Consider the following 23683-nt stretch of genomic DNA (forward strand, 5'->3'; position numbering starts at 1 on the left):
GGGCGGCATTGCCGAAAAACCTGATGCAAGAGCAATATAATCCCTCAGAAATCGAAGCCAAAGTGCAAACGCACTGGGCAGAAAAGAAAACTTTTGAAGTCACCGAAGATCCGAGTAAAGAGAAGTTCTACTGTCTCTCTATGTTCCCCTATCCTTCAGGTCGGCTGCATATGGGACACGTGCGTAACTACACCATAGGTGACGTAGTTTCCCGTTTCCAGCGTCTGCAGGGTAAAAATGTGCTTCAGCCCATTGGCTGGGATGCCTTCGGTCTGCCGGCAGAAAATGCCGCGATCAAGAACGCCACTGCGCCGGCGCCTTGGACCTATGAAAACATAGATTACATGAAGAACCAGCTGAAAATGCTGGGTTTCGGCTACGACTGGAGCCGTGAAATTGCCACCTGTACCCCGGAATACTATCGCTGGGAACAGTGGTTCTTCACCAAACTGTATGAAAAAGGCTTGGTGTACAAGAAGACCTCTTCGGTCAACTGGTGCCCCAATGATCAGACTGTGCTGGCCAACGAGCAGGTTATCGATGGTTGCTGCTGGCGCTGCGACACTGTGGTTGAGCAAAAAGAGATCCCTCAGTGGTTCATCAAGATCACTCAGTACGCCGAAGAACTGCTGAACGATATCGATACCCTCGAAGGTTGGCCCGAGCAGGTCAAGACCATGCAGCGTAACTGGATTGGTCGCTCCGAAGGGGTCGAGATGACCTTCAAGGTGGCCGGTTCTGACGCTAGCTTCGACATCTACACCACACGTCCGGATACCGTGATGGGCGTGACCTATGTGGCTATTGCCGCCGGTCACCCGTTGGCCGAGAAAGCCGCCGCCAACAACCCGGCGCTGGCAACCTTTGTTGAAGAGTGCAAGCAGAGCACCGCCTCCGAGGCCGAGCTGGCCACCATGGAGAAAAAAGGTGTCGATACCGGCCTCAAGGCGATCCACCCGCTGACAGGCGAAGAAGTCCCGGTTTGGGCCGCCAACTTTGTCCTGATGAACTATGGAACCGGCGCCGTGATGTCGGTTCCCGGCCACGACCAGCGTGACTATGAGTTCGCCACCAAGTATGGCTTGGCCATCAAAGGCGTGATTAAGCCTGCCGATGGCGAGCTGGATATCTCTGAAGCCGCTTACACAGAAAAAGGCATACTTTTCAACTCAGGCGAGTTCGATGGCCTGGACTTTGAAGCCGCCTTCAACGCCATCGCCGACAAGCTGAGTGCCGAAGGCAAAGGCAAGCGCCAGGTTAATTTCCGTCTGCGCGACTGGGGCGTCAGCCGTCAACGCTACTGGGGCGCACCTATCCCTATGGTGACTCTGGAAGACGGCACTGTGATGCCGACACCTGAAGAACAACTGCCGGTCATTCTGCCGGAAGATGTGGTCATGGATGGGGTCCAAAGTCCAATCAAGGCCGACAAAGAGTGGGCCAAGACCACAGTCAACGGTCAAAATGCCCTGCGCGAAACCGATACCTTCGACACCTTTATGGAGTCCAGCTGGTACTATGCCCGCTACTGCTCGCCCAAGGCAGATCAGATGCTGGAGCCGGCCAAGGCCGACTACTGGCTGCCGGTGGATCAATACATAGGCGGTATCGAACACGCCTGTATGCACCTGTTGTACTTCCGCTTCTTCCACAAACTGCTGCGTGATGCCGGTTTGGTTAACTCCAATGAACCTGCCAAGCGTCTGTTGACTCAAGGCATGGTACTGGCCGATGCCTTCTACTACAGCAACGAGAAAGGCGCCCGCGTTTGGGTATCGCCATTGGAAGTGACCGTGGTTGAGAAAGACGACAAGGGTCGGATCCTCAAGGCGGTGGACAGCGAAGGCCATGAACTGACTTACACCGGCATGAGCAAGATGTCCAAGTCGAAGAACAACGGCATCGACCCGCAAGTGATGGTGGAGAAGTACGGCGCAGATACTGTGCGACTGTTCATGATGTTTGCTGCACCACCGGAGCTGACACTGGAATGGCAAGAGTCAGGCGTGGAAGGTGCCCACCGCTTTATCAAGCGTCTGTGGAAACTGGCCCACGACCATATATCCAAGGGCGCGGCTCCAGCGCTGGATATCGCGGCACTGACCGGCGAGCAGAAAGCGCTGCGCCGCGAACTGCACAAGACCATCGCCAAGGTGACCGACGATATTGGCCGCCGTCAGATGTTCAACACCGCCATTGCCGCCGTGATGGAACTGATGAATGCGCTGCAGAAGGCTCCACAGGAAACCGAGCAGGACAGAGCCCTGATGGCCGAAGCCCTGTCTGCCATTGTGCGTCTCTTGTACCCCATCACCCCACACCTGAGCTTCAACCTGTGGCAGGAGCTGGGCATGGAAGGCGATATCGAGTCAGCCAGTTGGCCCGAAACCGACGAATCTGCACTGGTCGAAGACAGCAAGCTTATCGTGGTGCAGGTCAACGGTAAGCTCAGAGCCAAGATCACTGTGGCGGCCGATGCCGCCAAGGAAGAGGTCGAAGCCCTGGGTCTGGCCGATGAGCAGGTGATCAAGCACACCGAAGGCAAGACCATCCGTAAGGTGATCTATGTTCCCGGCAAACTGCTGAACATAGTCGCCAACTGAGAAAAAACAGGACATCCATGCTGAAACTATCTTTAAGCGTGAAGCAGTTGATGTTCGCCCTGCTGGCACTGGTCGTTATGACCAGTGCCGGTTGCGGCTTTCAACTTCAGGGAAGTTATTCCATTCCGCCCGAGCTCAGCAAGCTGAGCCTGGAGAGCAGCGACAAATACAGCGAGCTGAGCCGCCTGGTGCGTGAACGCCTGCGTCTCAACAATGTCGGCATAGAGGAACCCGCCAAGGGCATTCCCCGGCTGGTGCTGCTGAGCGACACTCTGGAGCGCTCAACCTTGTCGCTCTACCCCACAGGCAACGTCGCCGAATATGAACTCATCTACCATGTGCGTTTTGCCGTGTCTCTGCCGGGCAAGGAAGCACAACCTTTCGATGTGGAAATCCGCCGCGATTATCTCGACGATCCCCGCACCGCGCTGGCCAAGAGCCGGGAGATGGAGTTGCTGGTCAAAGAGATGCGCATTCAGGCCGCCGATAACATCATCCAGACTCTGGCCGCCATCGAGGTGAACTGATGCGGGTCTATCCGGATCAGTTACACCGGCAGTTGTCGCCGCTGAAATCCTGCTATCTGCTGCTGGGCGACGATCCCTATCTGCTGGACAGCAGCAAGCGGCAAATCCTGGCTGCCGCCCGCAGCCAAGGCTTTGAAGAAAGGTTACAGCTGACTCAGGAAGCCAACTTCAACTGGCAGGATCTCGCCAACGAATGGCACGCCATGAGCCTGTTTGCCAGTCGCAGAATCATAGAGCTCAACCTGCCCCAAGCCAAGCCGGGTGCAGATGGCGGCGCCATGCTGCAAAGCCTTATTGCCGAACAAAACCCGGATATCTTGCTTATCATCGACGGCCCCAAGCTTGGCCGCGATCAGCAAAACAGCAAGTGGTTCAAAGCCCTGGACAGCCAGGGTCTTTATGTTCCTTGCGCCACACCCGAAGGGGCCCAGTTCCAGCGCTGGCTCGACGGCCGTATTCAATACTATCGGCTCAATCTCAAAAACGATGCCAGAGCCATGCTGTATGCCCTCTACGAAGGCAATCTGCTGGCGGCCGATCAGGCGATGCAACTGCTGCAACTGCTGGCCGGAGCCCGTCCTGTGGACAGCGAAGAGCTGAGCCGCTACTTCGAAGATCAATCCCGCTTCAGTGTGTTCCAATTGACAGATGCCCTGCTGGCCAACCAACAGGATAAGGCCCAACATATCCTTGCCCAGCTCAAGGCCGAAGAAACCGCCATGCCCATTATCCATTGGGCGCTGCAAAAGGAGCTGACCTTGCTGCTGACGCTGCAATCGGCCCGCAGTCAGGGCGAGAGCCTCAATAGCCTGTTCGGCAAGCATAGAATTTGGGACAAGCGCAAGCCGCTCTATCAGGGCGCCCTCACCCGGCTGAGCCTGGAAGCCATAGAGTCCATGCTGGCTATCGCCTCCAAGTTGGAGCTGGCACTGAAACAGCAAGGCCAGGAAAACTGGACCAGCCTTTCCCATCTGTGTTTGCTGTTCGATCCCAAGGCGGCGCGCCACCTTGGCCATATTGAGTTCGACTGAGGAGACAGGATGCGTATCGGGCTGATGGGCGGTACTTTCGACCCAGTTCACTATGGTCACCTCAAACCCGCAGCCGAAGTCAAAGCCCGGCTAGAGCTGGATAAGCTCTGGTTGCTGCCGAACCATATTCCGCCGCACAAGGCCAAAGCCACCGCCAGCAGCGAGCAGCGCCTGGCCATGCTTAAACTGGCCTGCGACGAGTTCCCCGATATGGACATTTGCGATATCGAGCTCAAGCGCAATGCCCCCTCCTATAGCGTCGCGACGCTGGAAGCGCTGCAGCAGGCTTTCCCAGGCGCCGAATTTCAATTCATCATGGGTACAGATTCCTTGCTGTCGCTGCCGAGCTGGCATCAATGGCAGCGGCTGTTTTCCCTGTGTAACCTGGTGGTTTGCCAGCGCCCGGACTGGCACCTGCCAAAGGACGCCGAAATCCAAACCGAACTGGCCCAAAGAGGCTGCTCGGTCACCCAGGCCTTGGCGGCAAGAGTCTGTGACGATGCAAATGGCAATGGCAGTAGCGGTGGCATTGAAAAAGCACAATACGGCAAAATCATCAGCCTCTCGGTCAAGCCGCAGCCTTTCTCCTCCACGGCCATTCGCCGCGCCATCGCTGCCGGTGACATAAATGCCTGCCGCGCCGCCATGCCCAAAGCCGTGCTCGAGTATATAGTCGCAAACCGCCTCTATCTTGGCGGTTAACTGCGGTGGATGGGCGATAAATGCTATGGGACTTGCCCGCCAGCGCTGATATACTACTGCGCTTGATCAAAAACATGAGAGGATCTTCAGCGTGCAAGGCACAGAACTGAAACAATTTGTTGTCGACAAGGTCGATGATCTCAAGGCTCGGGACATAGTCGTGCTGGATGTCAGCAAAAAGTCCAACGTGACCGACTTTATGGTTATCTGCTCAGGCACATCCAAGACCCATGTTCGCGCCATTGCTGAAAATGTGGTTGCCGAAGCCAAGCAAGCCGGCATGCAACCTCAGGGCGTAGAAGGCCGCGACAGCAGCGACTGGGTTCTGGTGGATCTGGGTGATGTGATTCTGCATGTGATGCAGGAGCAAACCCGCGAACATTACCAGTTGGAAAAACTCTGGTCTGACGCCAACGCCTGATGAAACTGCAACTCGTCGCCGTAGGCACCAAAATGCCGGACTGGGTCAGCAAGGGTTTCGCCGAGTACCAGCGCCGCTTCCCCAGGGACATGGCGCTGGAGCTGGTTGAAATTCCCGCCGGCAAGCGGGGCAAGAATGCCGATATCGCCCGTATTCTGCAAAAAGAGGGCGAAGCCATGTTGGCCGCGATCCCCAAGGGCAACCATATCGTCACTCTGGATCTGCCGGGCAGGAACTGGACAACTCCGGAACTCGCCTCTGCCATGGAGAAATGGCAGCTCGATGGCCGGGATGTCAGCCTGCTGATTGGTGGCCCGGAAGGCTTGGCTCCCGCCTGTAAACAAGCCGCCAGCCAAAGCTGGTGTCTGTCGGCCCTGACCCTGCCCCACCCCTTGGTGAGAGTCGTGGTGGCCGAGAGTCTTTACCGGGCCTGGAGCATCAACAACAATCATCCCTACCACAGGGAATAAGGCGCCCAAGAGCCACTTGCATTAGCTGACTTTGCATTAACAGTTTGAGCCGGAGAGAATCCATTGCCGCGTAGAAAGCGAATAACCATGCATGATCACGCCGCCGAGGCGGCACTGTTCAAACGCCGGGCGCTGTTTACCTTTGTCTGCGTGGTCGCTTTGCTTAGCCTGTTGCTCGGCAACCTCTACTATCTGCAGGTGGTGTCTTTCAAAGACTACGAAACCCGCTCCAATGATAACCGTATCCGAGTGGTACCGCTGGCACCCAGCCGCGGCCTGATCTATGACCGCAACGGCAAGCTGCTGGCAGAGAACCTGCCCTTCTACACCCTGGAAGTGATCCCGGAGAAGGTGAAGAACATGCAGCAGACTCTGGATGAACTCTCAACCGTTATCGACCTCAGTCAGGATGAGCGCGACAGCTTCACCGAGTCACTGAAATATCACCGTCGCTTCAAGCCCTTGCCGCTCAAGACCCGGCTGACGGAAGATGAGGTGGCCCTATTCAGTGTTAACCAACACAAGTTCGATGGTTTCTATGTTGATGCCGGTCTTAAACGCCACTACCCCTACAGCAGCCTGCTAACCCATGTGCTGGGCTATGTCGGCAAAATCAACTCCAAGGACAGAGACGCACTGGAACGCTCCGGCAGTTGGAAGAACTATGCCGCCACCAAGGACATAGGCAAACAGGGGATAGAAAAATTCTATGAGAGCCTGCTCCACGGCCTGCCCGGGCATTTGGAGGAAGAGGTCAATAACCTGGGGCGCAGTGTTCGCACCCTCAAAGTGACCCAGCCCGAGCCAGGACAGGATATCTACCTGACACTGGATCTGCAGCTGCAGCAAAAAGCCACTGAACTCTTGGATGGCCGCCGCGGCTCAATCGTGGCAATAGACCCAAGAGACGGCGGTATTCTGGCCATGGTCTCCAGCCCTAGCTATGACCCGAACCAGTTTGTGCACGGGATCAGTTCCAAGGCCTACAGCGAGCTGCTCAACAGCCGCTCGCGCCCCTTGATTAACCGCGCAACCCAAGGGCAATATGCTCCGGCCTCCACGGTCAAACCACATCTGGCACTCCTGGGGCTGGAAGATCAAACCATTAGCGAGAAGACCCGCATCTGGGATCCCGGCTTTTGGCAGATCCCTGGGGTCGACCGTAAATATCGCGACTGGAAACGCTGGGGCCACGGCTGGGTGGATGTCTATGACTCTATAGTCAACTCCTGCGATACCTTTTATTACGACATGGCCTACAAGGTGGGCATCGACAAGATTTCCGGCTTTATGGATCAATTCGGCTTCGGTCAGAATACCGGGGTGGATATCTTCGAAGAGTCTGCCGGGGTAATGCCATCGAGAGACTGGAAACGCCTCAAGTACAACCAACCCTGGTACATAGGCGACACCATCTCGGTCGGGATTGGCCAGGGTTACTGGACCACCACGCCGTTGCAACTGGCCAATGCCACAGCCATTTTGGCCAACCGCGGCAAGCGTTTTACCCCGCACCTGCTCAAGGCCATCAAGGACAACACAGCCCGCATAGAGACGCCGGTAGATGAAAGGCCGCCGATAGTGCTGAAAAACAAAAACAACTGGGAGATTATCAACGAGGCGATGCGCCGCACCGCGCAGAAGAGTCGCTTCACTGATGCCAGTTATACCGCAGCGATGAAGACAGGTACCGCCCAGGTCTTCAGCGTTGCCGAAGATGAGAAGTATGATGCGGACACCATTGACGAGCATCTGCGCGACAACGCGCTGATCATTGCCTATGCCCCCTACGAAAATCCGAAAATAGTGCTGGCGGTGGTACTGGAAAACGCCGGTTGGGGCGGCGCCAACGCCGGGCCGGTTGCCCGGGCCATGCTGGACGAATATCTGCTACGGGATACCTGGGAGTTGAAACATGAGCCACAGCCGTAAACCCAATATCTGGCAGAAGATGCATATCGATCTGCCGTTGCTGCTCGGCATCCTGGGCCTGATGGGCTTTGGCCTGTTCGTCATCTATTCTGCCAGCGGCGAAGACCTGGCCATGATGGAGCGGCAGCTGTTCCGCATGGGGTTGTCTCTCGGACTCATGCTGATTCTTGCCCAGATTAACCCCGAGGTATTTCGCCGCTGGGCACTGCCCATCTATATTGCCGGGGTCGCGCTGCTGCTGGGGGTACATTTCTTCGGTGAGATCAACAAGGGCGCCCAACGCTGGCTCAACCTGGGCTTTATGGAGTTTCAGCCGTCTGAACTGATGAAACTGGCCTTCCCGATCACCATGGCCTGGTTTATCTCCAAGTTTCCTTTGCCGCCGAAGAAGCGTTATCTGGCCGGTGCCGGGGTGATTTTGCTGATCCCTACTCTGCTTATCGCCAAACAGCCGGATCTCGGCACCTCAATTCTAGTGGCCGCTTCGGGGATTTTTGTACTGTTTCTCTCCGGCATGAGCTGGGCCATTGTCGGCGGTTTTATCGCCGCCGTGTTGGCGCTGCTGCCGATTCTATGGTTCTTTTTGATGCACGACTACCAGCGCAATCGGGTGATGACCTTGCTGGATCCCGAGGCCGATCCACTCGGTACCGGCTACCACATCATTCAGTCCAAAATTGCCATAGGTTCAGGCGGACTCTGGGGCAAGGGCTGGCTCGATGGTACTCAGTCGCAGCTGGAATTTTTGCCGGAGCGTCATACCGACTTTATCTTCGCCGTGATCGGCGAGGAGTTTGGCCTTATCGGCAGTTTGCTGCTGTTGGCGCTCTATCTCTATGTGATCGGCCGCGGCCTGGTGATCGCCTCCAGAGCCCAAACCAGTTTTGCCCGCTTGCTGGCCGGCTCGCTGACACTCACCTTCTTCGTTTATGTGTTTGTGAATATCGGCATGGTGTCCGGTATTTTACCCGTGGTGGGAGTCCCGCTGCCGCTGATAAGTTATGGCGGCACCTCTATGCTGACATTGATGGCCGCTTTTGGCATTCTAATGAGTATTCACACCCATAGACGCTTCATCGACAGATAGGAACGCCTTAGATGCCGACATTCAAAAAGCTGCTCGCCCCACTGGGCCTGCTGCTGAGTCTCAACCTCAGCGCCTGTGCCACCGCCGAGGTGCCCACTTCCGAGCAGCTCAAGCAGGATTTTATCAAACAGCAACAAAGCCAAGGCTTTAGCCAGCAAGAAGTCGAAAGCTTTCTCGCCTCGGCCCAAAAAAACCAGGCGGTATTGGACGCAATTTCCAGCCCTTGGGAGGCTAAACCCTGGCATCAGTACTACCCCATTTTTCTGACCGAAAAGCGCCTCGAAGCCGGGCTGAATTTCTGGCAGCAACATGAGCAAACCATAGCGCGCGCCGCCAAGACCTACGGCGTGGATCCGCAAATCATAGTCGCCATTATCGGTATTGAAACCTTCTACGGCGGTTACATGGGCAAGTACCCGGTGATCGATGCCCTCTATACCCTGGGGTTCTACTACCCGCCACGGGCGACTTTCTTTCGCGGCGAATTTGCCAAGCTGATGACGCTGCTTAAAGAGGAGCAACTCGATAAGGAAACCCTCCTGGGCTCCTACGCCGGTGCTATGGGCTATGGCCAGTTTATCCCTTCAAGCTATCTGGCCTACGCCGTCGACTTTGACGGTGACGGCAAGCGGGATCTGTTAGGCAGTGCCGACGATGCCATAGGCTCAGTAGCCAACTATTTTCACCGCCACGGCTGGAAAGCCGGTGAACCGGTGGCGCTGGAACTGAGCACCACGGCCACGCCCAAGGCCAAGGTCTGGAAGGGAGAAAAGCTCAATTACCAAGTGGCCGATATCCTCTCTCCCGAGGTGGCACTGAAGGAAAACCGGGATCTGGATGCCAGCCAAAAAGCGCTGCTTATCGAGTTGGAACAGGCCGATGCCAAAGAGTATTGGCTGGGGCTGAACAACTTCTATGTGATCACCCGTTACAATCGCAGCCCGCTGTACGCCATGGCGGTTTATCAATTCAGTGAACAACTCAAAGCCCACCATGACAAGACTTAAACTATTGCTGCCGCTGACCGCTTCGATTCTGCTGGCCGCCTGTGCCGGCAACTCGGGCCGTTACACCATGAAAGATGATAGGCCTCCGGCCGATGCCCCGGATGTCTCCAAGGTGGAAGATGCCCACCCCAGGTTCGAGCCCTACAGCAAACAGGGCAACAAGGATTACCAGGTCAGAGGCAAATCCTACCAGGTGATGCCATCCGGCAGAGGTTACAAGGCCGAAGGGCTGGCATCCTGGTATGGCGCCAAGTTTCACGGCCATCTGACCTCCAACGGTGAAACCTATGACATGTACTCCATGTCGGCGGCGCACAAGACATTGCCACTGCCCAGTTATGTCCGGGTCACCAACCTGGCCAACAACAAGAGCGCGGTGGTCAGGGTCAATGACCGTGGCCCTTTTCACCCCGACCGGGTGATAGATCTATCCTACGCCGCGGCGTACCGACTGGACATGCTGAAGACAGGCACCGCCAGGGTGAGGCTGGAAGTCCTGTTTGAGGACAGTGAAGAGAGCCAGACCATGGCCGAGCTTCGCAGCGATAATCTGCACTATGTACAGGTGATGGCATCTGGCTCGCGCGAACGTCTGCTCGAGTTGGCATCCACACTTGAAGCCAAATACCAGGTCAAGAGCCGAATCACAGATGCCAAGCCGGTATACAGGCTGCAACTCGGGCCGGTCAGCCATGAAGGTATTGCCGCCAAATTGCTGGAAAAGCTGAAGCAGGAAGGCTTCCCGGGCAGCTATATGGTGACTGAACCAAAATCATAAGCGTTCAAAATTCCACCATATTTTTAACTAATTAAGGAACCTTAACTGAAATTTCCGGTCGACTAATGTTATACTCGCTGCGAATTTCAGCATATTTTCCGACTCCAACCAGAAGACGTATTCAGGTAATGATGAATTTTGTAAAAAGTCCCGCGAAAGCCTTTCTGTTGTTCGCCTGTGCCTCAGTTTCCGCCGCACAGGCCAACAATGCCCCGATAGTCGTCCCAGATGCACCGGATGTTGCCGCCAAGGCCTATGTCTTGATGGATTACAACTCAGGGCGCTTACTGGCGGAAAATAACGCCTATGAAAGCCTCAACCCAGCCAGCCTGACCAAGATGATGACCAGCTATGTCATAGGTCAGGAGATCAAGGCGGGTAACGTCTCTGCCGATGACGATGTGACCATCAGCAAGAACGCCTGGTCGAAGAACTTCCCCGACTCCTCCAAGATGTTTATCGAAGTCGGCAAGACGGTTAAAGTCTCGGATCTGAACCGAGGTATCATCATCCAATCCGGTAACGATGCCTGTGTCGCCATGGCCGAGCACATTGCCGGAACCGAAGGCGCCTTCGTCGATCTGATGAACTCCTGGGCCAAGCAGCTGGGCATGCGTGACAGCTACTTTGAAAACTCCCACGGCCTGGATTCGGACAACCACAAGTCCACCGCCTATGATATGGCGCTGCTGGGCGCGGCCCTCATCCGTGATGTACCCGACGAATACGATATCTATAAGGAAAAGTCTTTTACCTACAACGGAATCAAGCAGTACAACCGTAACGGCCTCTTGTGGGATAACAGCCTCAATGTCGACGGTATCAAGACAGGCCACACCTCGGGTGCCGGCTATAACCTGGTATCCTCAGCCACCAAAGACGGCATGCGCCTGATTGCCGTGGTCATGGGCACCAAGAGTGAAGCCGCCCGTAAGGCCGAGAGCAAGAAACTGCTCAACTATGGCTTCCGTTTCTTTGAAACCATCACCCCTTACAAGGCCGGTGACAGCTTTGTCACCCAGAAGATCTGGTACGGCGACCGTGACACAGTGGACTTGGGTGTAACCACTGACACTCCAGTGACCATCAACCGGGGTCAGGCCAAAAACCTGCAAGCCAACTTCGAACTGACCAAAGAGCTGACCGCACCGCTGGCCAAGGGTGAAGTCGTCGGCCGGGTATACTTCCAGCTTGATGGTAAAGACATTGCCCAGTTCCCTCTGGTGACATTGGAAGAAGTCAACGAAGGCAGCTGGTTCAGCAAGCTGATGGACTACTTCAAGCAGATGTTTGCCGGCTGGTTCAACTAAGCCGATAAATAGTGAGAGAATGCCGCCTGCGGGCGGCATTCTTGTATCTGCCCAAAACAGTGATATCCGCAATGCCTAAGGTCATTTATCCTTGCAGCGCAAGAATAAAGCAGAAATGAGCGGGCCTTGATGGATTTTTTTGCTATACTCCGCGCCCGCCCGGGTTATCCCGGCACTTGGCGTTTACTCAGGCCTGAGCTTCCGGCATTTGGGCCGCCGACACCCGAAACAGCTAAGACACACGCCAAGCGGTTGAATACAGGAATATCGAGATGAAGTTTGAATCTTACAGTTTTGCCCCCGAAATACTCCGTGCGCTCAAAGAGTGCGGTTATGAGAGCATGACACCGATTCAGAGACAGGCCATCCCTGCGGTTCGCCGTGGTCAGGACGTACTGGCCAGCGCCCAGACGGGCACAGGCAAGACAGCCGCCTTTGTGCTGCCTATTTTGCAGCGCCTGCAGGATAACCCGCTCGAACTCAAACCCGGCAATATCCGGGCCCTGATCCTGGCACCGACCCGTGAGCTGGTGTCCCAGGTTGCCGACAATGCCCGCCAATACGGCAAATACCTGCAGTTGTCGGTGGCCACCCTGTTTGGCGGCGTCAAGTCGGCATCTCAGGTCAACAAGCTCAAACAAGGCGCCGACATAGTGGTGGCCACTCCGGGGCGTTTGCTGGAACAACTACTGGCCGGTAACCTGAGTCTGGGCTCGCTGGAAGTGCTGGTATTGGATGAAGCAGACCGTATGCTGGATATGGGCTTTATCAACGATATCAACAAAATACTTCAGAGCGCCGCCAAGCAGCGGCAAAATCTGATGTTCTCGGCCACCTTCTCTGGCGCGGTGAGGCGCCTGGCCGATGAGATAATGAACAAGCCCAAGGTCATCACGGCCGACCGCCAAAACACCACAGCGGTGACCGTCAGCCAGGTAGTCTACCCGGTAGAGCAGCGCCGCAAGCGTGAACTCCTGTCTGAACTTATCGGGCGCAAGAACTGGCAGCAGGTGCTGGTGTTTACCGCCACCCGTGAAGATGCGGATCATCTGGTCAAGGAGCTGAATCTCGACGGTATCGCCAGTGCCGTAGTGCACAGTGAAAAAGCCCAGGGCAGCCGCCGCCGGGCGCTCAGAGAATTCAAGGAAGGCAAGGTACGGGTATTGGTATCCACCGAAGTGGCCGCCCGCGGCCTGGATATTCCGGATCTCGAGTATGTGGTCAATTACGATCTGCCCTTCCTGGCAGAAGACTATGTGCACCGTATCGGTCGCACCGGCCGCGCCGGCAAGACAGGTGTCGCCATCTCTTTTGTCAGCCGCGAAGAAGAGCGCACTCTGGCCGACATCGAAAAACTGATCGGCCAAAAACTCAAGCGCATCATGATGCCAGGCTATGAAGTGAGTAATCGCGATCTCCTGCTCAAGCAACTGCAAAAGCGCCGCAGCTTCGCCAAGAAAAAGCCGGGCGCCAGCAGCGCCTCGGAGCAGGTCGCAGCGGAAAAGAGCATGTCCGGCCGCAGAGTTAAGGTTAAAGTCGGCTCCAGCGGCATCAAGCCCAAGAAGCTCAAATGAGCCGCCCCGCTTGACGGGCTTTTGCTCCTATGTTGAATCATTAAAAAGCCGCGCACTGCGCGGCTTTTGGCTAGTTGAGTTTTAGCTGGATTTATCACTGGCTGGAAACACTTGCATTCTCAGCGGCAAAGCTTGCTCCCCTAAGGGACAAGCGCTCACCGCGATTGAGATAGGTGGTGCAAGCCACCCGCAGCAAGGATGCAAAATTGCTGACTCGCCCTTCCTTGCAGCAGGCCTCTTGGTGGATACGGCTGAGGCACTCACCGAGACTCAACCCCGCCTCGGCAGCGATATCCTCCAGCAACTGCCAAAAAATCGCTTCCAGGCGAATACTGGTGACGACGCCACCCAAACGCACCGAGCGGGTTTTCAACTCAAACAAGGCGGGATCCGCCCCGGAATAGATTTCACACATAGCATCTCCGGCCAAGTGAAAGACCCGTTAAGATGACCTTTGGCCGTCAGAGCGGACAAGGCCCTGGGCAGTGGAATTCAGAGTAAGGCGTGGAACTGCGCCAACCACTGAGGATGAGCAGGCCAAGCCGGCGCTGTAACCAACTTGCCGTCAGTAATCGCTTCTGTCACCTCGATATCGGCATATTCACCACCGGCTTGGCGCACTTCGGGGGCACAGGCGGGATAAGCCGACACCTTCTTGCCCTGCACCACTCCGGCGGCGGTCAGCAGCTGCGCCCCATGACAGACGGCGGCAATCGGCTTATCCGCCTTGGCAAAAGCCCTCACCAGCTCAAGCACTTCATCATAGAGACGCAGATACTCGGGTGCTCGGCCGCCGGGGATCAGCAGCGCATCAAAGTCATCGGCACTTATCTGCTCAAAGTCACCGTTGAGAACGAAATTGTGCCCAGGTTTTTCACTGTAGGTTTGATCGCCTTCAAAATCATGAATAGCCGTCCTGACAGTATCACCGGCCTCTTTTTCAGGGCACACGGCAGTCACCTTATGGCCCACCATCTGCAGCGCCTGAAACGGCACCATGATTTCATAGTCTTCCACATAATCACCTGCAAGGATCAATACGTTAGCCATTGTCTTCTCCTGTTATTCCATCGACTCACCATCAGACTCATCTTAACCAAGCCCATAGAGGCAGAGGTAACAACCGGCTACTACCTCACACTGTTCATTAAACAACCCTGTTGCCCGGCAGACAAGAGATATCCTTGAGATTGAAAAATTTACAGTAAGATAGCTGCGAAGACAGACCGGATAACTGTCTTACTGATAACCATTGTGGTGGTTTTTCTTTGTCTACCTGATATTGATAACTGCAGCATAGGGTATACTCAGCGCGCGATCCATATCTCTTACACGCGGAAAAACAATGACAGAACAAAGCTACAATCAGGCCTTGCTGGCATTAACCCAAGCCGGCCTCGCTGCTTTGGCGGAACGTAACCATGCTGCCGGCAGCATCAAGACCCCGGCAGCGGAAAGTCATTTTCTCTGCAACTGGATGGTGCAGTCACTAAAAGAGAAACGTTTCTCAAAGTTAGTGGCAGAAGATCTCACTCGCTGGATAAGAGAGGGCCGAAGCCTGGGGGCCGGTGCCAAGTTACCCGAGGTGCTTCAACGTATCCAGGCGCAGTATCTGCCAGCCATCAATAATGCCGCAGTGGGGCAATCGCTCCAGAACCTGATTGCCGAGCTCCAAGCCGAAGGCTGGCTCGTCATCCTCGACTGTGAAGTAAGCGGTAAACTCAAATTAGACAGCCAGGGGCAAAACAGCTTGGTGATCTCCACCGAGCAGCATCAGCAGCATCTGCTCGATGGCAAATTGATCAAACCCATCACCCTTTACATCCGCGCCGACGAGCAGTTGATTGCCCAGTTTGCTGTCAAACATGCGCTTCTATTCAGCCAGGGGGATAAGAAAGCCAGTTGCATCAAGCACCATAAGGCTTATCGACTCTATCCTGATAACCAACAGCCCGCATTGGCATTGCTCAAGGCTTAACTTTCAGCATCGGAAATGACCTTGGAAGTAGCACTGGTGAACACTCTCACCGCAAGAGCCATTTCTCGGTTTATCAGTCCCCCGGCCAAGTTCGCTGAATCCACTTTGTGTTCAATCATGGGGGAAAGGTCAAAGGGTTGCGGCTTTCGGCCGCTGACACAGCGGCTATCATAGCTTCCAGCTAAAAGTTCCTGGCCGAGCTTCCGGCCACGGTGTAGCCCATCACCTGTGGTGCACCTTTCGTACAGGCGATCCTGTGACTCGCTGCAAGTACGTCCTTGTAAGCTCTGCCTCGCCATCCCTGGCTCGGAAGGTCACAGTTCCGCCTGTGCCTGGAAATGAGGTGTATGTCTGCAAACACTTCAGATGTTTCAAGCAACTCAGGGCTAACAGAGTTGCACCTATTCCCCCTCGGTGTCGCCAAAAGCCGTTGGCACAAATAACGTGTCTGAGGCATGGCCGTTCACGGGCGTCCTGCCCTTCACGGCATTGGGACTCCTGTCCGGCAGATGCTAACGTAGCTCAGTCGAATCAGGGGCGAGTCGATACAGCCCTCTTTTCTCGGGTGTGGGGCGAAGCTCCACGACTTCAGGCCGCTGACACAGCGGCTATCACACAGCTAATAATGGGTGTCTTTGTTGTTTACTTGTCTTACGCGTCCCGCCACGATTTTCAGTGGCATCAACGGCCGCTTGTTATGAGTTTTTCTTAGATTTACTAGCATAGACAAGACCTCGCAACATCTGCTTTGCGAGTGAATCTATATTTCCAGCAGCACCATCAATCTGAGTGCTCCGATAATCACCTTCGTAATATACGGTGATCATATTTCCACTGAAGGTGAAGTAACCGTCAAATGTTTCTCCATCCTTCTCAACCTGGATATCAATATCCATCATATCTCCTTTTAGTCATAACGCCTCAATCAGTCGGCGCGTCAGCGGTCGACTGGATTGATTTGTTAGCCTGTTTTTCTTCGAATATTTTTTTCAATGGAGAATCACTTGGATACAACACTTTAGCACTCGGTACATCCAATGCCGCTGCATCCAAATGTGAATCCTGATCATCAAAGAAAATATGTGGCTTGAATGCTTTCAGGAATCTGCTTTTTTGCAACCCGCCAAGAAAAAATGCCTGATCAATATAAACATTCCATGCTCTTATAGTGTTTATAACCCTCATTTCCGCTGGACTATTTCTGGCGGTCATTATTGCTAGTCTAACCGGAGAGTACTCAATCCGGCCTGGCAGCCTTTCTTGTATCTTTGAAAGCTTTCTAAGTAAGTTTGCATGAGGACCTTCCTGAAGAGGGATTTCCTTTTGGAGGTCTTCAGTTTCCCAGAATTTGCCGAGACCTTCAGTCTGGTTAACTAACTCACTTTCTTCGCTAAATAGAACTGCATCTGCATCAAATAGGGACTACCGAGGGACTACCGAGACACCCATAATTCTTGGCGTATTGTTGGCTCCTTGTCTAGGCTTGAATGGAGCCTTTGAAAAGGAAAGGATGCCATGCCGAGGCCAAGATATGCTCAAGTTAGTCTTGAGGACACCCCCTTCTATCACTGCATCTCCCGCTGTGTACGTCGCGCCTTTCTATGTGGCGTTGATGATTATTCCGGCAAGAGTTATGAACATCGCCGTGATTGGGTTGAGTCGCGCTTATTGGAACTGGCGGCAGTGTTCGCCATTGACTTGTGTGCCTATGCAGTTATGTCCAATCATCTGCACTTGGTACTCAGAGTCGACTTGAAAACCGCCACAGAATGGACATTGGAGCAGGTTTTACAGCGTTGGCACCTGCTTTACAGTGGAACCCTGTTATCTCAGCGTTTTCTCCGCAGTGAAACACTCTCTGATATTGAATATCTCACCCTGCAACAAACCACTGAAGTCTATCGCCAACGTTTGATGGATATCAGTTGGTTTATGCGTGCGCTCAATGAACCTATTGCCAGACAGGCCAATCGGGAAGACGGGTGCAGTGGTCGCTTCTGGGAAGGCCGCTTCAAATCCCAGGCGCTATTGGATGATGCAGCCGTATTGGCCTGCATGGCTTATGTGGACCTGAACCCTATCCGCGCAGGAATAGCCAAAACCCCGGAAGACTCAGACTATACCAGTATTCAACGGCGGATACAGGCCGCGATGCAGGGCGAAAACACACCTGAGCTGTTACCCTTTGTTGGCAATGAACGGCTGAACATGCCACAAGGATTACATTTTGATGCCAAGGATTATCTGCAACTGGTCGATGATACCGGGCGCATTATCCGCCAAGACAAGCGCGGCCACATTACTGCCGGCACAACAACCATTTTGAATCGTTTAAACATCCCCATCGACAACTGGCTCAAGTTGACGACTGATTTTAGCCGTCTATTCAAAGGGCCGGTTGGTACACTGGAATCTCTTACCGACTACTGTACTCACTTACAGCGACGACGAAGGCAAGGGGCCGCTAATTGTCAGAAGTTGTTTAGCTGAATCCCCGAGGCTCCAAGATATTCATCTCCAATCGAACTTTGTTCGACCGACATCGTGTCTGAAATTTGACTTTTGCGCTCATTTCAATAACTGAATGGCCCTCAAAAGGCTTGAAAGATGATTTTCTCCCAGTGAAAACATCAGTTTTTCTGTGAACCAGGCAACTAGAGTCTTCACTCAGCTAATAATGGGTGTCTTTGTTGTGCTTGTTGTGCTCTTTTCTAACGCAACGGTTAATCACGTGGTAAAAGGGCGTACTTTCAGCATCTATCAACTGGCGACGGGCCGTGGTCATAACCAACCTCGACTGAGCTTTGATGGGTATTTCAAAGCCTAGTCAAGCCAGGGCGAAACATCAAAAAGATATGGCTGTCCTATCTTTCTGTCCTCCTATCTTTCTGTCCTATCTTTCTGGGACCAAAACATCGCCCAAAATAAAGGATTGACGCCATAGTCGTTTGTTATAAATCTGATCAGACACTCTCTCTAAGTAGCATTGCTTCCCACTTTTTTTCACGTTCATCTAACTCGACCTCATCAAGCCCGTTCTCCCAAAAGCCTTTGCGATACTGAGCATTTTTTAAATGACTTTTAAGTTTCACTATTCTGATGAGAGACATCGAGCCATTAACTTTTCGTGTTTCCTCACCCAATCTATTATTTATTTTGTTAGCTGTATGGACTTTAGCTATAGCTGCTTTTTTTATGTCAGTAGGGCATATATCACCAAGACGAACGCCTTCTGCCCATAAGAGATCAATCAATATCAAGCAGCGTCGTCTTATTCCGTCATGATAAACCAACCAATCTTGCACTTCCCTCCTAATTCCTCTATGCGCTCTGCTCTCCATTGGGTCATGATCTTGAGGGTAGTAAACATCGAGAAGTACTCTTAGTGGACGACCTTGTCGCAGTAACTCGCTGCCAAATATCGGATATACATCTTTGATGTCTAAGTGCCCTTGAAGAATACGTATACAAATATCACTAAATATATTAGATACTCCTCGCACTGACTCTAGTGCCCATACTGTAGGTGCACTTAAAGAATAATCCCCTTTTAATTGCTCTAATTCTGTAAGTTGAGCTTGGTCTGCGACTTGATAATAGTCCTTTTCTCCTCGTCCAACATACACAGTTCTCGCCCATTGTTTTTTTAAGCTCCACCACCTGTTTCTATAATCCTGAAGTAAAGCAAGTTGATTTTGATGCTTTTGGCTAAACAGCATTCTAATCTGAGCAATGCCTACTAAAACAAGCAGTGCAGTCAAAAAAGACATCGTTAATTCATTACTCATATTTAATTACACCCAATGTTGAGTAGGATTTATAACAGCTGTATAGTGCGCATGCGCGTTTTAGCGCGAATTCAACTCCGAAGTGCACCACTCGCTAAATTAGGCTGCCTTGCGTAATTCATTGAATACCGCAATAGGTTGCCTGAAGCCGAGGCACTTTCTCGGTCTGGCATTTAATGCCCGTTCAATCTCACTAATTTGCTTATCAGTTACCGTCCGCAAATCGGTGCCTTTCCGTATGCGGACTACCGAGACACCCATAATTCTTGGCGGATTGTTGGCTCCTTGTCTAGGCTTGAATGGAGCCTTTGAAAAGGAAAGGATGCCATGCCGAGGCCAAGATATGCTCAAGTTAGTCTTCAGGATACCCCCTTCTATCACTGCATCTCCCGCTGTGTACGTCGCGCCTTTCTATGTGGCGTTGATGATTATTCCGGCAAGAGTTATGAACATCGCCGTAATTGGGTTGAGTCGCGCTTATTGGAACTGGCGGCAGTGTTCGCCATTGACCTGTGTGCTTATGCGGTCATGTCCAATCATCTGCATTTGGTACTCAGAGTTGACTTGAAAACCGCCACTGAATGGACATTGGAGCAGGTTTTACAGCATTGGCGTCTGCTTTACAGTGGAACCCTGTTATCTCAGCGTTTTCTCCGCGGTGAAATACTTTCTGATATTGAATATCTCACCCTGCAACAAACCACTGAAGTCTATCGCCAACGTTTGATGGATATCAGTTGGTTCATGCGTGCGCTCAATGAACCTATTGCCAGACAGGCCAATCGGGAAGACGGTTGCAGTGGTCGCTTTTGGGAAGGCCGCTTCAAATCCCAGCCATTGTTGGATGACGCAGCCGTATTGGCCTGCATGGCTTATGTTGACTTGAACCCTATCCGCGCGGGAATAGCCAAAACCCCAGAAGACTCAGACTATACCAGTATTCAACGGCGGATACGGGCCGCGATGCAAGGCAAAAACACACCTGAGCTGTTACCCTTTGTCGGCAATGAACGGCTGAACATGCCACAAGGATTGCACTTTGAAGCCAAGGATTATCTGCAACTGGTCGATGATACCGGACGTATTATCCGCCACGACAAGCGCGGCCACATTACTGCCGGCACAACAACCATTTTGAATCGTTTAAACATCCCCATCGACAACTGGCTCAAGTTGACGACCAACTTTAGCCGTCTATTCAAGGGGCCGGTTGGTACACTGGAATCTCTTACGGACTACTGTACTCACCTGCAACGACGACGAAGGCAAGGGGCCGCTAATTGTCAGCAGCTGTTTAGCTGAATCCCCGAGGCTCCAAGATATTTTTCTTCAATCGAACTTTGTTCGACCGACATCGTGTCTGAAATTTGACTTTTGCGCTCATTTCAATAACTGAATGGCCCTCAAAAGGCTTGAAAGATAATTTTCTCCCAGTGAAAACATCAGTGTTTCTGTAATCCAGGCAACTAGAACCTTCACTCAGCTAATGCTGGGTGTCTTTGTTGTGCTTCGCTAATGCTGGGTGTCTTTGTTGTGCTTGAAAGATAATTTTCTCCCAGTGAAAACATCAGTGTTTCTGTAATCCAGGCAACTAGAACCTTCACTCAGCTAATGCTGGGTGTCTTTGTTGTGCTTCGCTAATGCTGGGTGTCTTTGTTGTGCTTTTTACCGACTACTGTACTCACTTACAGCGACGACGAAGGCAAGGGGCCGCTAATTGTCAGCAGCTGTTTAGCTGAATCCCCGAGGCTCCAAGATATTCATCTCCAATCGAACTTTGTTCGACCGACATCGTGTCTGAAATTCGACTTTTGCGCTCATTTCAATAACCGAGCGCCACTCGAAAGGTTTGAAAGATGGTTTTCTCCCAGTGAAAACATCAGTTTTTCTGTGAACCAGGCAACTAGAGTCTTCACTCAGCTAATAATGGGTGTCTTTGTTGTGTTCGTTCACCGTCTGATAGACTATCGCCCTTGAGGAACTTTGCCGCCACAGGATTGCCACTAAAGAGCCCTGTCCAACGCTCAATGACTTCAAATGGCGACAACGATTGTTGCGCTGCAAGGTCGATTTTGAGCACCAAATGGTAGTGATTACTCATGACCGCATAAGCGCAAACGTCGATGCAGAATACTGACGACAACTGCCTGATTTTATCCACTATCCAGCCACGTCTATGTTCGTAACTGCGCCCCGACAGTGCATCTTCACCACACAAAAATGCCCTTCTCACGCAACGGTTAATCACGTGGTAAAAGGGCGTACTTTCAGCATCTATCAACTGGCGACGGGCGGTGGTCATAACCAATCTCGACTGAGCTTTGATGGGTATTTCAAAGCCTAGTCAAAGCTGGGCGAAACATCAAAAAGATATGGCTGTCCTATCTTTTTCTAGTCAAGCCTGGGCGAAACATCAAAAAGATATGACTGTCCTATCTTTTCATCGCTCAGCTAAGGAAGCTGCGATTAAGTGGTCCGCAGCTCCCGATATGACGCCCCAAACCGTCCTTTATCGACGTCCTGTGGCTCAATTTTCCAATTTTCAGCCCAAAATCGTCTCTTCGTGGCTGATTTTGGCCCTGTTTCAGGCCAATTTCCTCATTTCAGGTAGATCTCGCCTGTGCCCGTATCAATTGGTCAACTCGAACCAGGTTCGCTAGGGTGAATAACATCGCCAGTTGACTGTCGTTTTTAGCCAGCCCCTTGTACCTGGCTTTGACGAAACCAAACTGACATTTTACTATCCGAAATGGATGCTCAACCTTCGCTCGGATACTCGCTTTCAGGTATTCGTAACGGATGGCCAGCTTGTTCTTGCGCGGGTGTTGCTTCAATGCATTCACTTTGCCGGGACGCTTGGCGATAAGCCAGTCTGCGCTGACATCGCTGAGCTCATCGCGCTTTTCGGCCCCCTGATAACCAGCATCGGCTGAGATAAATTCTTCATCGCCATGCAGTAACTTGCCAACCTGATTGAGGTCGTGCTCGTTAGCCGCCGTGGTCACCAGACTGTGGGTCAGGCCACTTTTGGCGTCCACGCCAATGTGCGCTTTCATGCCGAAGTACCACTGGTTACCTTTCTTGGTCTGGTGCATGTCTTCATCACGGCTGTTGTGTTTGTTTTTGGTAGAGCTGGGGGCTTGAATGATGGTGGCATCCACCAAGGTGCCCTGGGTCATTAGAACGCCACACTCTGCTAGCCAGTGATTAACGGTACTGAAGATTTTGCGGGCCAGTTCATGCTGCTCCAGCAAATGCCGGAAATTCATGATGGTAGTGCGGTCTGGAATGGCTTTATCCAGTGACAGGCGAGCAAATTGTCGCATGGAGGCGATTTCATAGAGGGCATCTTCCATGGCCTCATCGCTCAGGTTGTACCATTGCTGCATGCAGTGAATACGCAGCATGGTTTCCAGCGGATAGGGCCTGCGACCATTACCGGCCTTGGGATACACAGGCTCGATAACGCCAAGTAATTTGTCCCAGGGAAGCAAGTCATCCATTCTGCCAAGGAAAACTTCTTTGCGGGTCTGGCGGCGTTTACTGGAAAACTCACTGTCGGCAAAAGTCAGTTGCTGGCTCATCCGGTTACTCATTCTGGGTTCAGGTTACAACACGATGATCTCACATCTCGGACTTATTCGCACCTTCCCTAATAATGGGTGTCTTTGTTATTGACCATACCAGTAAACACAAAACCCAGCGAGGGGATGAAAAATGCCAAGCGTTGGGAATCTGCCTTAAACGCCTTGTTAGGTTTGTATCCAAGAACTCTGCATAAGCCTATTGTACGGGATTTCATATGTATCAAAATAATAAGCAATAATAGACTGATCACCGCCCTGCTTTCGATACAGCTCAATATATTGAAATAGACCTTTTGCAGCATTATGTGCCTGTAACCAAATATCTCGATCTTGGAATAGTACGCCATTGGGTTGCTTGCGAAACTTTAAGCTTTCCCTCAATTCTGATAAATGATGCTCCCAGTCTATGGAATCACTTTCTAGCAATGTTCGCAAAGGCAATTCTGTTAAATCATCAAAAGCGCCAATATCATGTCCCCAAACCCATGGAGACTCACAGGTAACGACCATTTCATATGAATTTTTCAGATCTTGTTCATATGAGCGGATTGTAAGTAAGATCTCTGAGTTTACTTGCTGTCGTTTAAGAAACTTTAGATTCTCTAGACCAGCTAAAAACGCTAAAAATGCGAATAATGGCCCAAGAACACCACCTACATAACTACCAAAGCTTCCCCAGTCGCCTTGATCATTAGAAAGTCCGGAATGAAACTGAATGAAAAACACACCTAAAGTTGCCACTGTAACGAAAATAGCCCCAATCAGAATGATATTTTCACGCTTAAAGTACTTCAATTTGAACTCCTAAAACCTAACGCCCGCATTTGGGGCCGCAGTGAAGCGCAGCGGAACGGAGGTCCCAGCCCCGCAGGGGCGAACAACATGCGC

21 protein-coding genes and 4 pseudogenes are annotated in these 23683 nt (G+C 52.5%); 15 read left to right on the forward strand and 10 right to left on the reverse strand.

Annotation, left to right across the window (positions count from 1 at the left end):
• Positions 1-23: 23 nt before the first annotated feature.
• From leuS to WKR14_RS15740, 12 genes are all read left to right on the forward strand, one after another.
• Positions 24-2603: a leucine--tRNA ligase gene (leuS, locus tag WKR14_RS15685; RefSeq protein ID WP_339086831.1), complete on the forward strand. Its 2580-nt coding sequence runs from the start codon at positions 24-26 to the stop codon at positions 2601-2603.
• A gap of 17 nt (positions 2604-2620) precedes the next feature.
• Positions 2621-3130: an LPS assembly lipoprotein LptE gene (gene lptE / locus WKR14_RS15690; RefSeq protein ID WP_025011678.1), complete on the forward strand. Its 510-nt coding sequence runs from the start codon at positions 2621-2623 to the stop codon at positions 3128-3130.
• A complete protein-coding gene (gene holA, locus WKR14_RS15695; protein ID WP_339086833.1) occupies positions 3130-4161 on the forward strand; it encodes a DNA polymerase III subunit delta in 1032 nt (343 codons plus the stop codon). The genes lptE and holA overlap by 1 nt, the downstream gene beginning before the upstream one ends.
• 9 nt (positions 4162-4170) lie before the next feature.
• Positions 4171-4863 (forward strand): nicotinate-nucleotide adenylyltransferase, encoded by a 693-nt coding sequence (nadD, locus tag WKR14_RS15700; protein ID WP_226564718.1) that lies wholly within the window; start codon positions 4171-4173, stop codon positions 4861-4863.
• 91 nt (positions 4864-4954) lie between these two features.
• A complete protein-coding gene (gene rsfS / locus WKR14_RS15705) occupies positions 4955-5284 on the forward strand; it encodes a ribosome silencing factor (protein WP_025011675.1) in 330 nt (109 codons plus the stop codon).
• Entirely contained in the window at positions 5284-5754 is a 471-nt protein-coding gene (rlmH, locus tag WKR14_RS15710; RefSeq protein WP_039034324.1) for a 23S rRNA (pseudouridine(1915)-N(3))-methyltransferase RlmH, read from the forward strand. Before rsfS ends, rlmH begins: the two co-directional genes overlap by 1 nt.
• Before the next feature lie 87 nt (positions 5755-5841).
• Positions 5842-7686 (forward strand): penicillin-binding protein 2, encoded by a 1845-nt coding sequence (gene mrdA / locus WKR14_RS15715; RefSeq protein WP_373296846.1) that lies wholly within the window; start codon positions 5842-5844, stop codon positions 7684-7686.
• A complete protein-coding gene (gene rodA, locus WKR14_RS15720; protein WP_101055798.1) occupies positions 7670-8773 on the forward strand; it encodes a rod shape-determining protein RodA in 1104 nt (367 codons plus the stop codon). The genes mrdA and rodA overlap by 17 nt, the downstream gene beginning before the upstream one ends.
• A gap of 11 nt (positions 8774-8784) precedes the next feature.
• Entirely contained in the window at positions 8785-9780 is a 996-nt protein-coding gene (gene mltB, locus WKR14_RS15725) for a lytic murein transglycosylase B (RefSeq protein WP_234556335.1), read from the forward strand.
• Complete coding sequence (locus WKR14_RS15730) at positions 9767-10558, forward strand: septal ring lytic transglycosylase RlpA family protein (protein ID WP_165565495.1); 792 nt, start codon at positions 9767-9769, stop codon at positions 10556-10558. Before mltB ends, WKR14_RS15730 begins: the two co-directional genes overlap by 14 nt.
• A gap of 128 nt (positions 10559-10686) precedes the next feature.
• Positions 10687-11868 (forward strand): serine hydrolase, encoded by a 1182-nt coding sequence (locus WKR14_RS15735; RefSeq protein WP_101055801.1) that lies wholly within the window; start codon positions 10687-10689, stop codon positions 11866-11868.
• Between the two features lie 272 nt (positions 11869-12140).
• Positions 12141-13442 (forward strand): DEAD/DEAH box helicase, encoded by a 1302-nt coding sequence (locus WKR14_RS15740; protein ID WP_039034330.1) that lies wholly within the window; start codon positions 12141-12143, stop codon positions 13440-13442.
• Between the two features lie 94 nt (positions 13443-13536).
• Here WKR14_RS15740 and WKR14_RS15745 read toward each other — a convergent pair whose 3' ends face one another.
• Positions 13537-13857, reverse strand: a complete 321-nt coding sequence (locus WKR14_RS15745; protein WP_107005966.1) for a ribbon-helix-helix domain-containing protein — start codon at positions 13855-13857, stop codon at positions 13537-13539.
• Positions 13858-13934: 77 nt separating this feature from the next.
• Positions 13935-14492, reverse strand: coding sequence for a DJ-1/PfpI family protein (locus WKR14_RS15750; protein ID WP_028781593.1), 558 nt, complete (start codon positions 14490-14492; stop codon positions 13935-13937).
• Positions 14493-14787: 295 nt separating this feature from the next.
• On the opposite strand from WKR14_RS15750, the gene WKR14_RS15755 reads away from it, so the two are divergent.
• Complete coding sequence (locus WKR14_RS15755; RefSeq protein ID WP_286995412.1) at positions 14788-15420, forward strand: DUF2913 family protein; 633 nt, start codon at positions 14788-14790, stop codon at positions 15418-15420.
• A gap of 695 nt (positions 15421-16115) precedes the next feature.
• Here WKR14_RS15755 and WKR14_RS15760 read toward each other — a convergent pair.
• Positions 16116-16319, reverse strand: coding sequence for a hypothetical protein (locus WKR14_RS15760; RefSeq protein WP_144225284.1), 204 nt, complete (start codon positions 16317-16319; stop codon positions 16116-16118).
• A gap of 22 nt (positions 16320-16341) precedes the next feature.
• Positions 16342-16824, reverse strand: a pseudogene (locus tag WKR14_RS15765) (5'-nucleotidase); the annotation flags it as partial.
• Positions 16825-16935: 111 nt separating this feature from the next.
• Between WKR14_RS15765 and WKR14_RS15770 the strand changes: the two are divergent.
• Positions 16936-17910, forward strand: a complete 975-nt coding sequence (locus tag WKR14_RS15770) for a transposase (RefSeq protein WP_339086841.1) — start codon at positions 16936-16938, stop codon at positions 17908-17910.
• Between the two features lie 217 nt (positions 17911-18127).
• Here WKR14_RS15770 and WKR14_RS21405 read toward each other — a convergent pair.
• From WKR14_RS21405 to WKR14_RS15780, 3 genes and pseudogenes are all read right to left on the reverse strand, one after another.
• A pseudogene (locus WKR14_RS21405) lies at positions 18128-18205 on the reverse strand (transposase); the annotation flags it as partial.
• A 178-nt stretch (positions 18206-18383) separates the two neighbouring features.
• Positions 18384-19208 carry a hypothetical protein gene (locus WKR14_RS15775; RefSeq protein ID WP_335922234.1) on the reverse strand — a complete coding sequence of 275 codons (825 nt, stop codon included), beginning with the start codon at positions 19206-19208 and terminating at the stop codon, positions 18384-18386.
• A 99-nt stretch (positions 19209-19307) separates the two neighbouring features.
• A pseudogene (locus WKR14_RS15780) lies at positions 19308-19448 on the reverse strand (IS30 family transposase); the annotation flags it as partial.
• Between the two features lie 87 nt (positions 19449-19535).
• Between WKR14_RS15780 and WKR14_RS15785 the strand changes: the two are divergent.
• Positions 19536-20510 carry a transposase gene (locus WKR14_RS15785; protein ID WP_339086844.1) on the forward strand — a complete coding sequence of 325 codons (975 nt, stop codon included), beginning with the start codon at positions 19536-19538 and terminating at the stop codon, positions 20508-20510.
• Between the two features lie 759 nt (positions 20511-21269).
• Here WKR14_RS15785 and WKR14_RS15790 read toward each other — a convergent pair.
• From WKR14_RS15790 to WKR14_RS15800, 3 genes and pseudogenes are all read right to left on the reverse strand, one after another.
• Positions 21270-21510: pseudogene (locus tag WKR14_RS15790) on the reverse strand (alpha-amylase family glycosyl hydrolase); the annotation flags it as partial.
• Between the two features lie 301 nt (positions 21511-21811).
• Positions 21812-22792, reverse strand: coding sequence for an IS5-like element ISEc68 family transposase (locus tag WKR14_RS15795; protein ID WP_000082736.1), 981 nt, complete (start codon positions 22790-22792; stop codon positions 21812-21814).
• 168 nt (positions 22793-22960) lie between these two features.
• A complete protein-coding gene (locus tag WKR14_RS15800; protein WP_339086847.1) occupies positions 22961-23590 on the reverse strand; it encodes a hypothetical protein in 630 nt (209 codons plus the stop codon).
• Between the last annotated feature and the right edge of the window lie 93 nt (positions 23591-23683).

Origin of the sequence: Shewanella chilikensis (assembly GCF_037953065.1) — a bacterium.
Classification (GTDB): domain Bacteria; phylum Pseudomonadota; class Gammaproteobacteria; order Enterobacterales; family Shewanellaceae; genus Shewanella; species Shewanella chilikensis.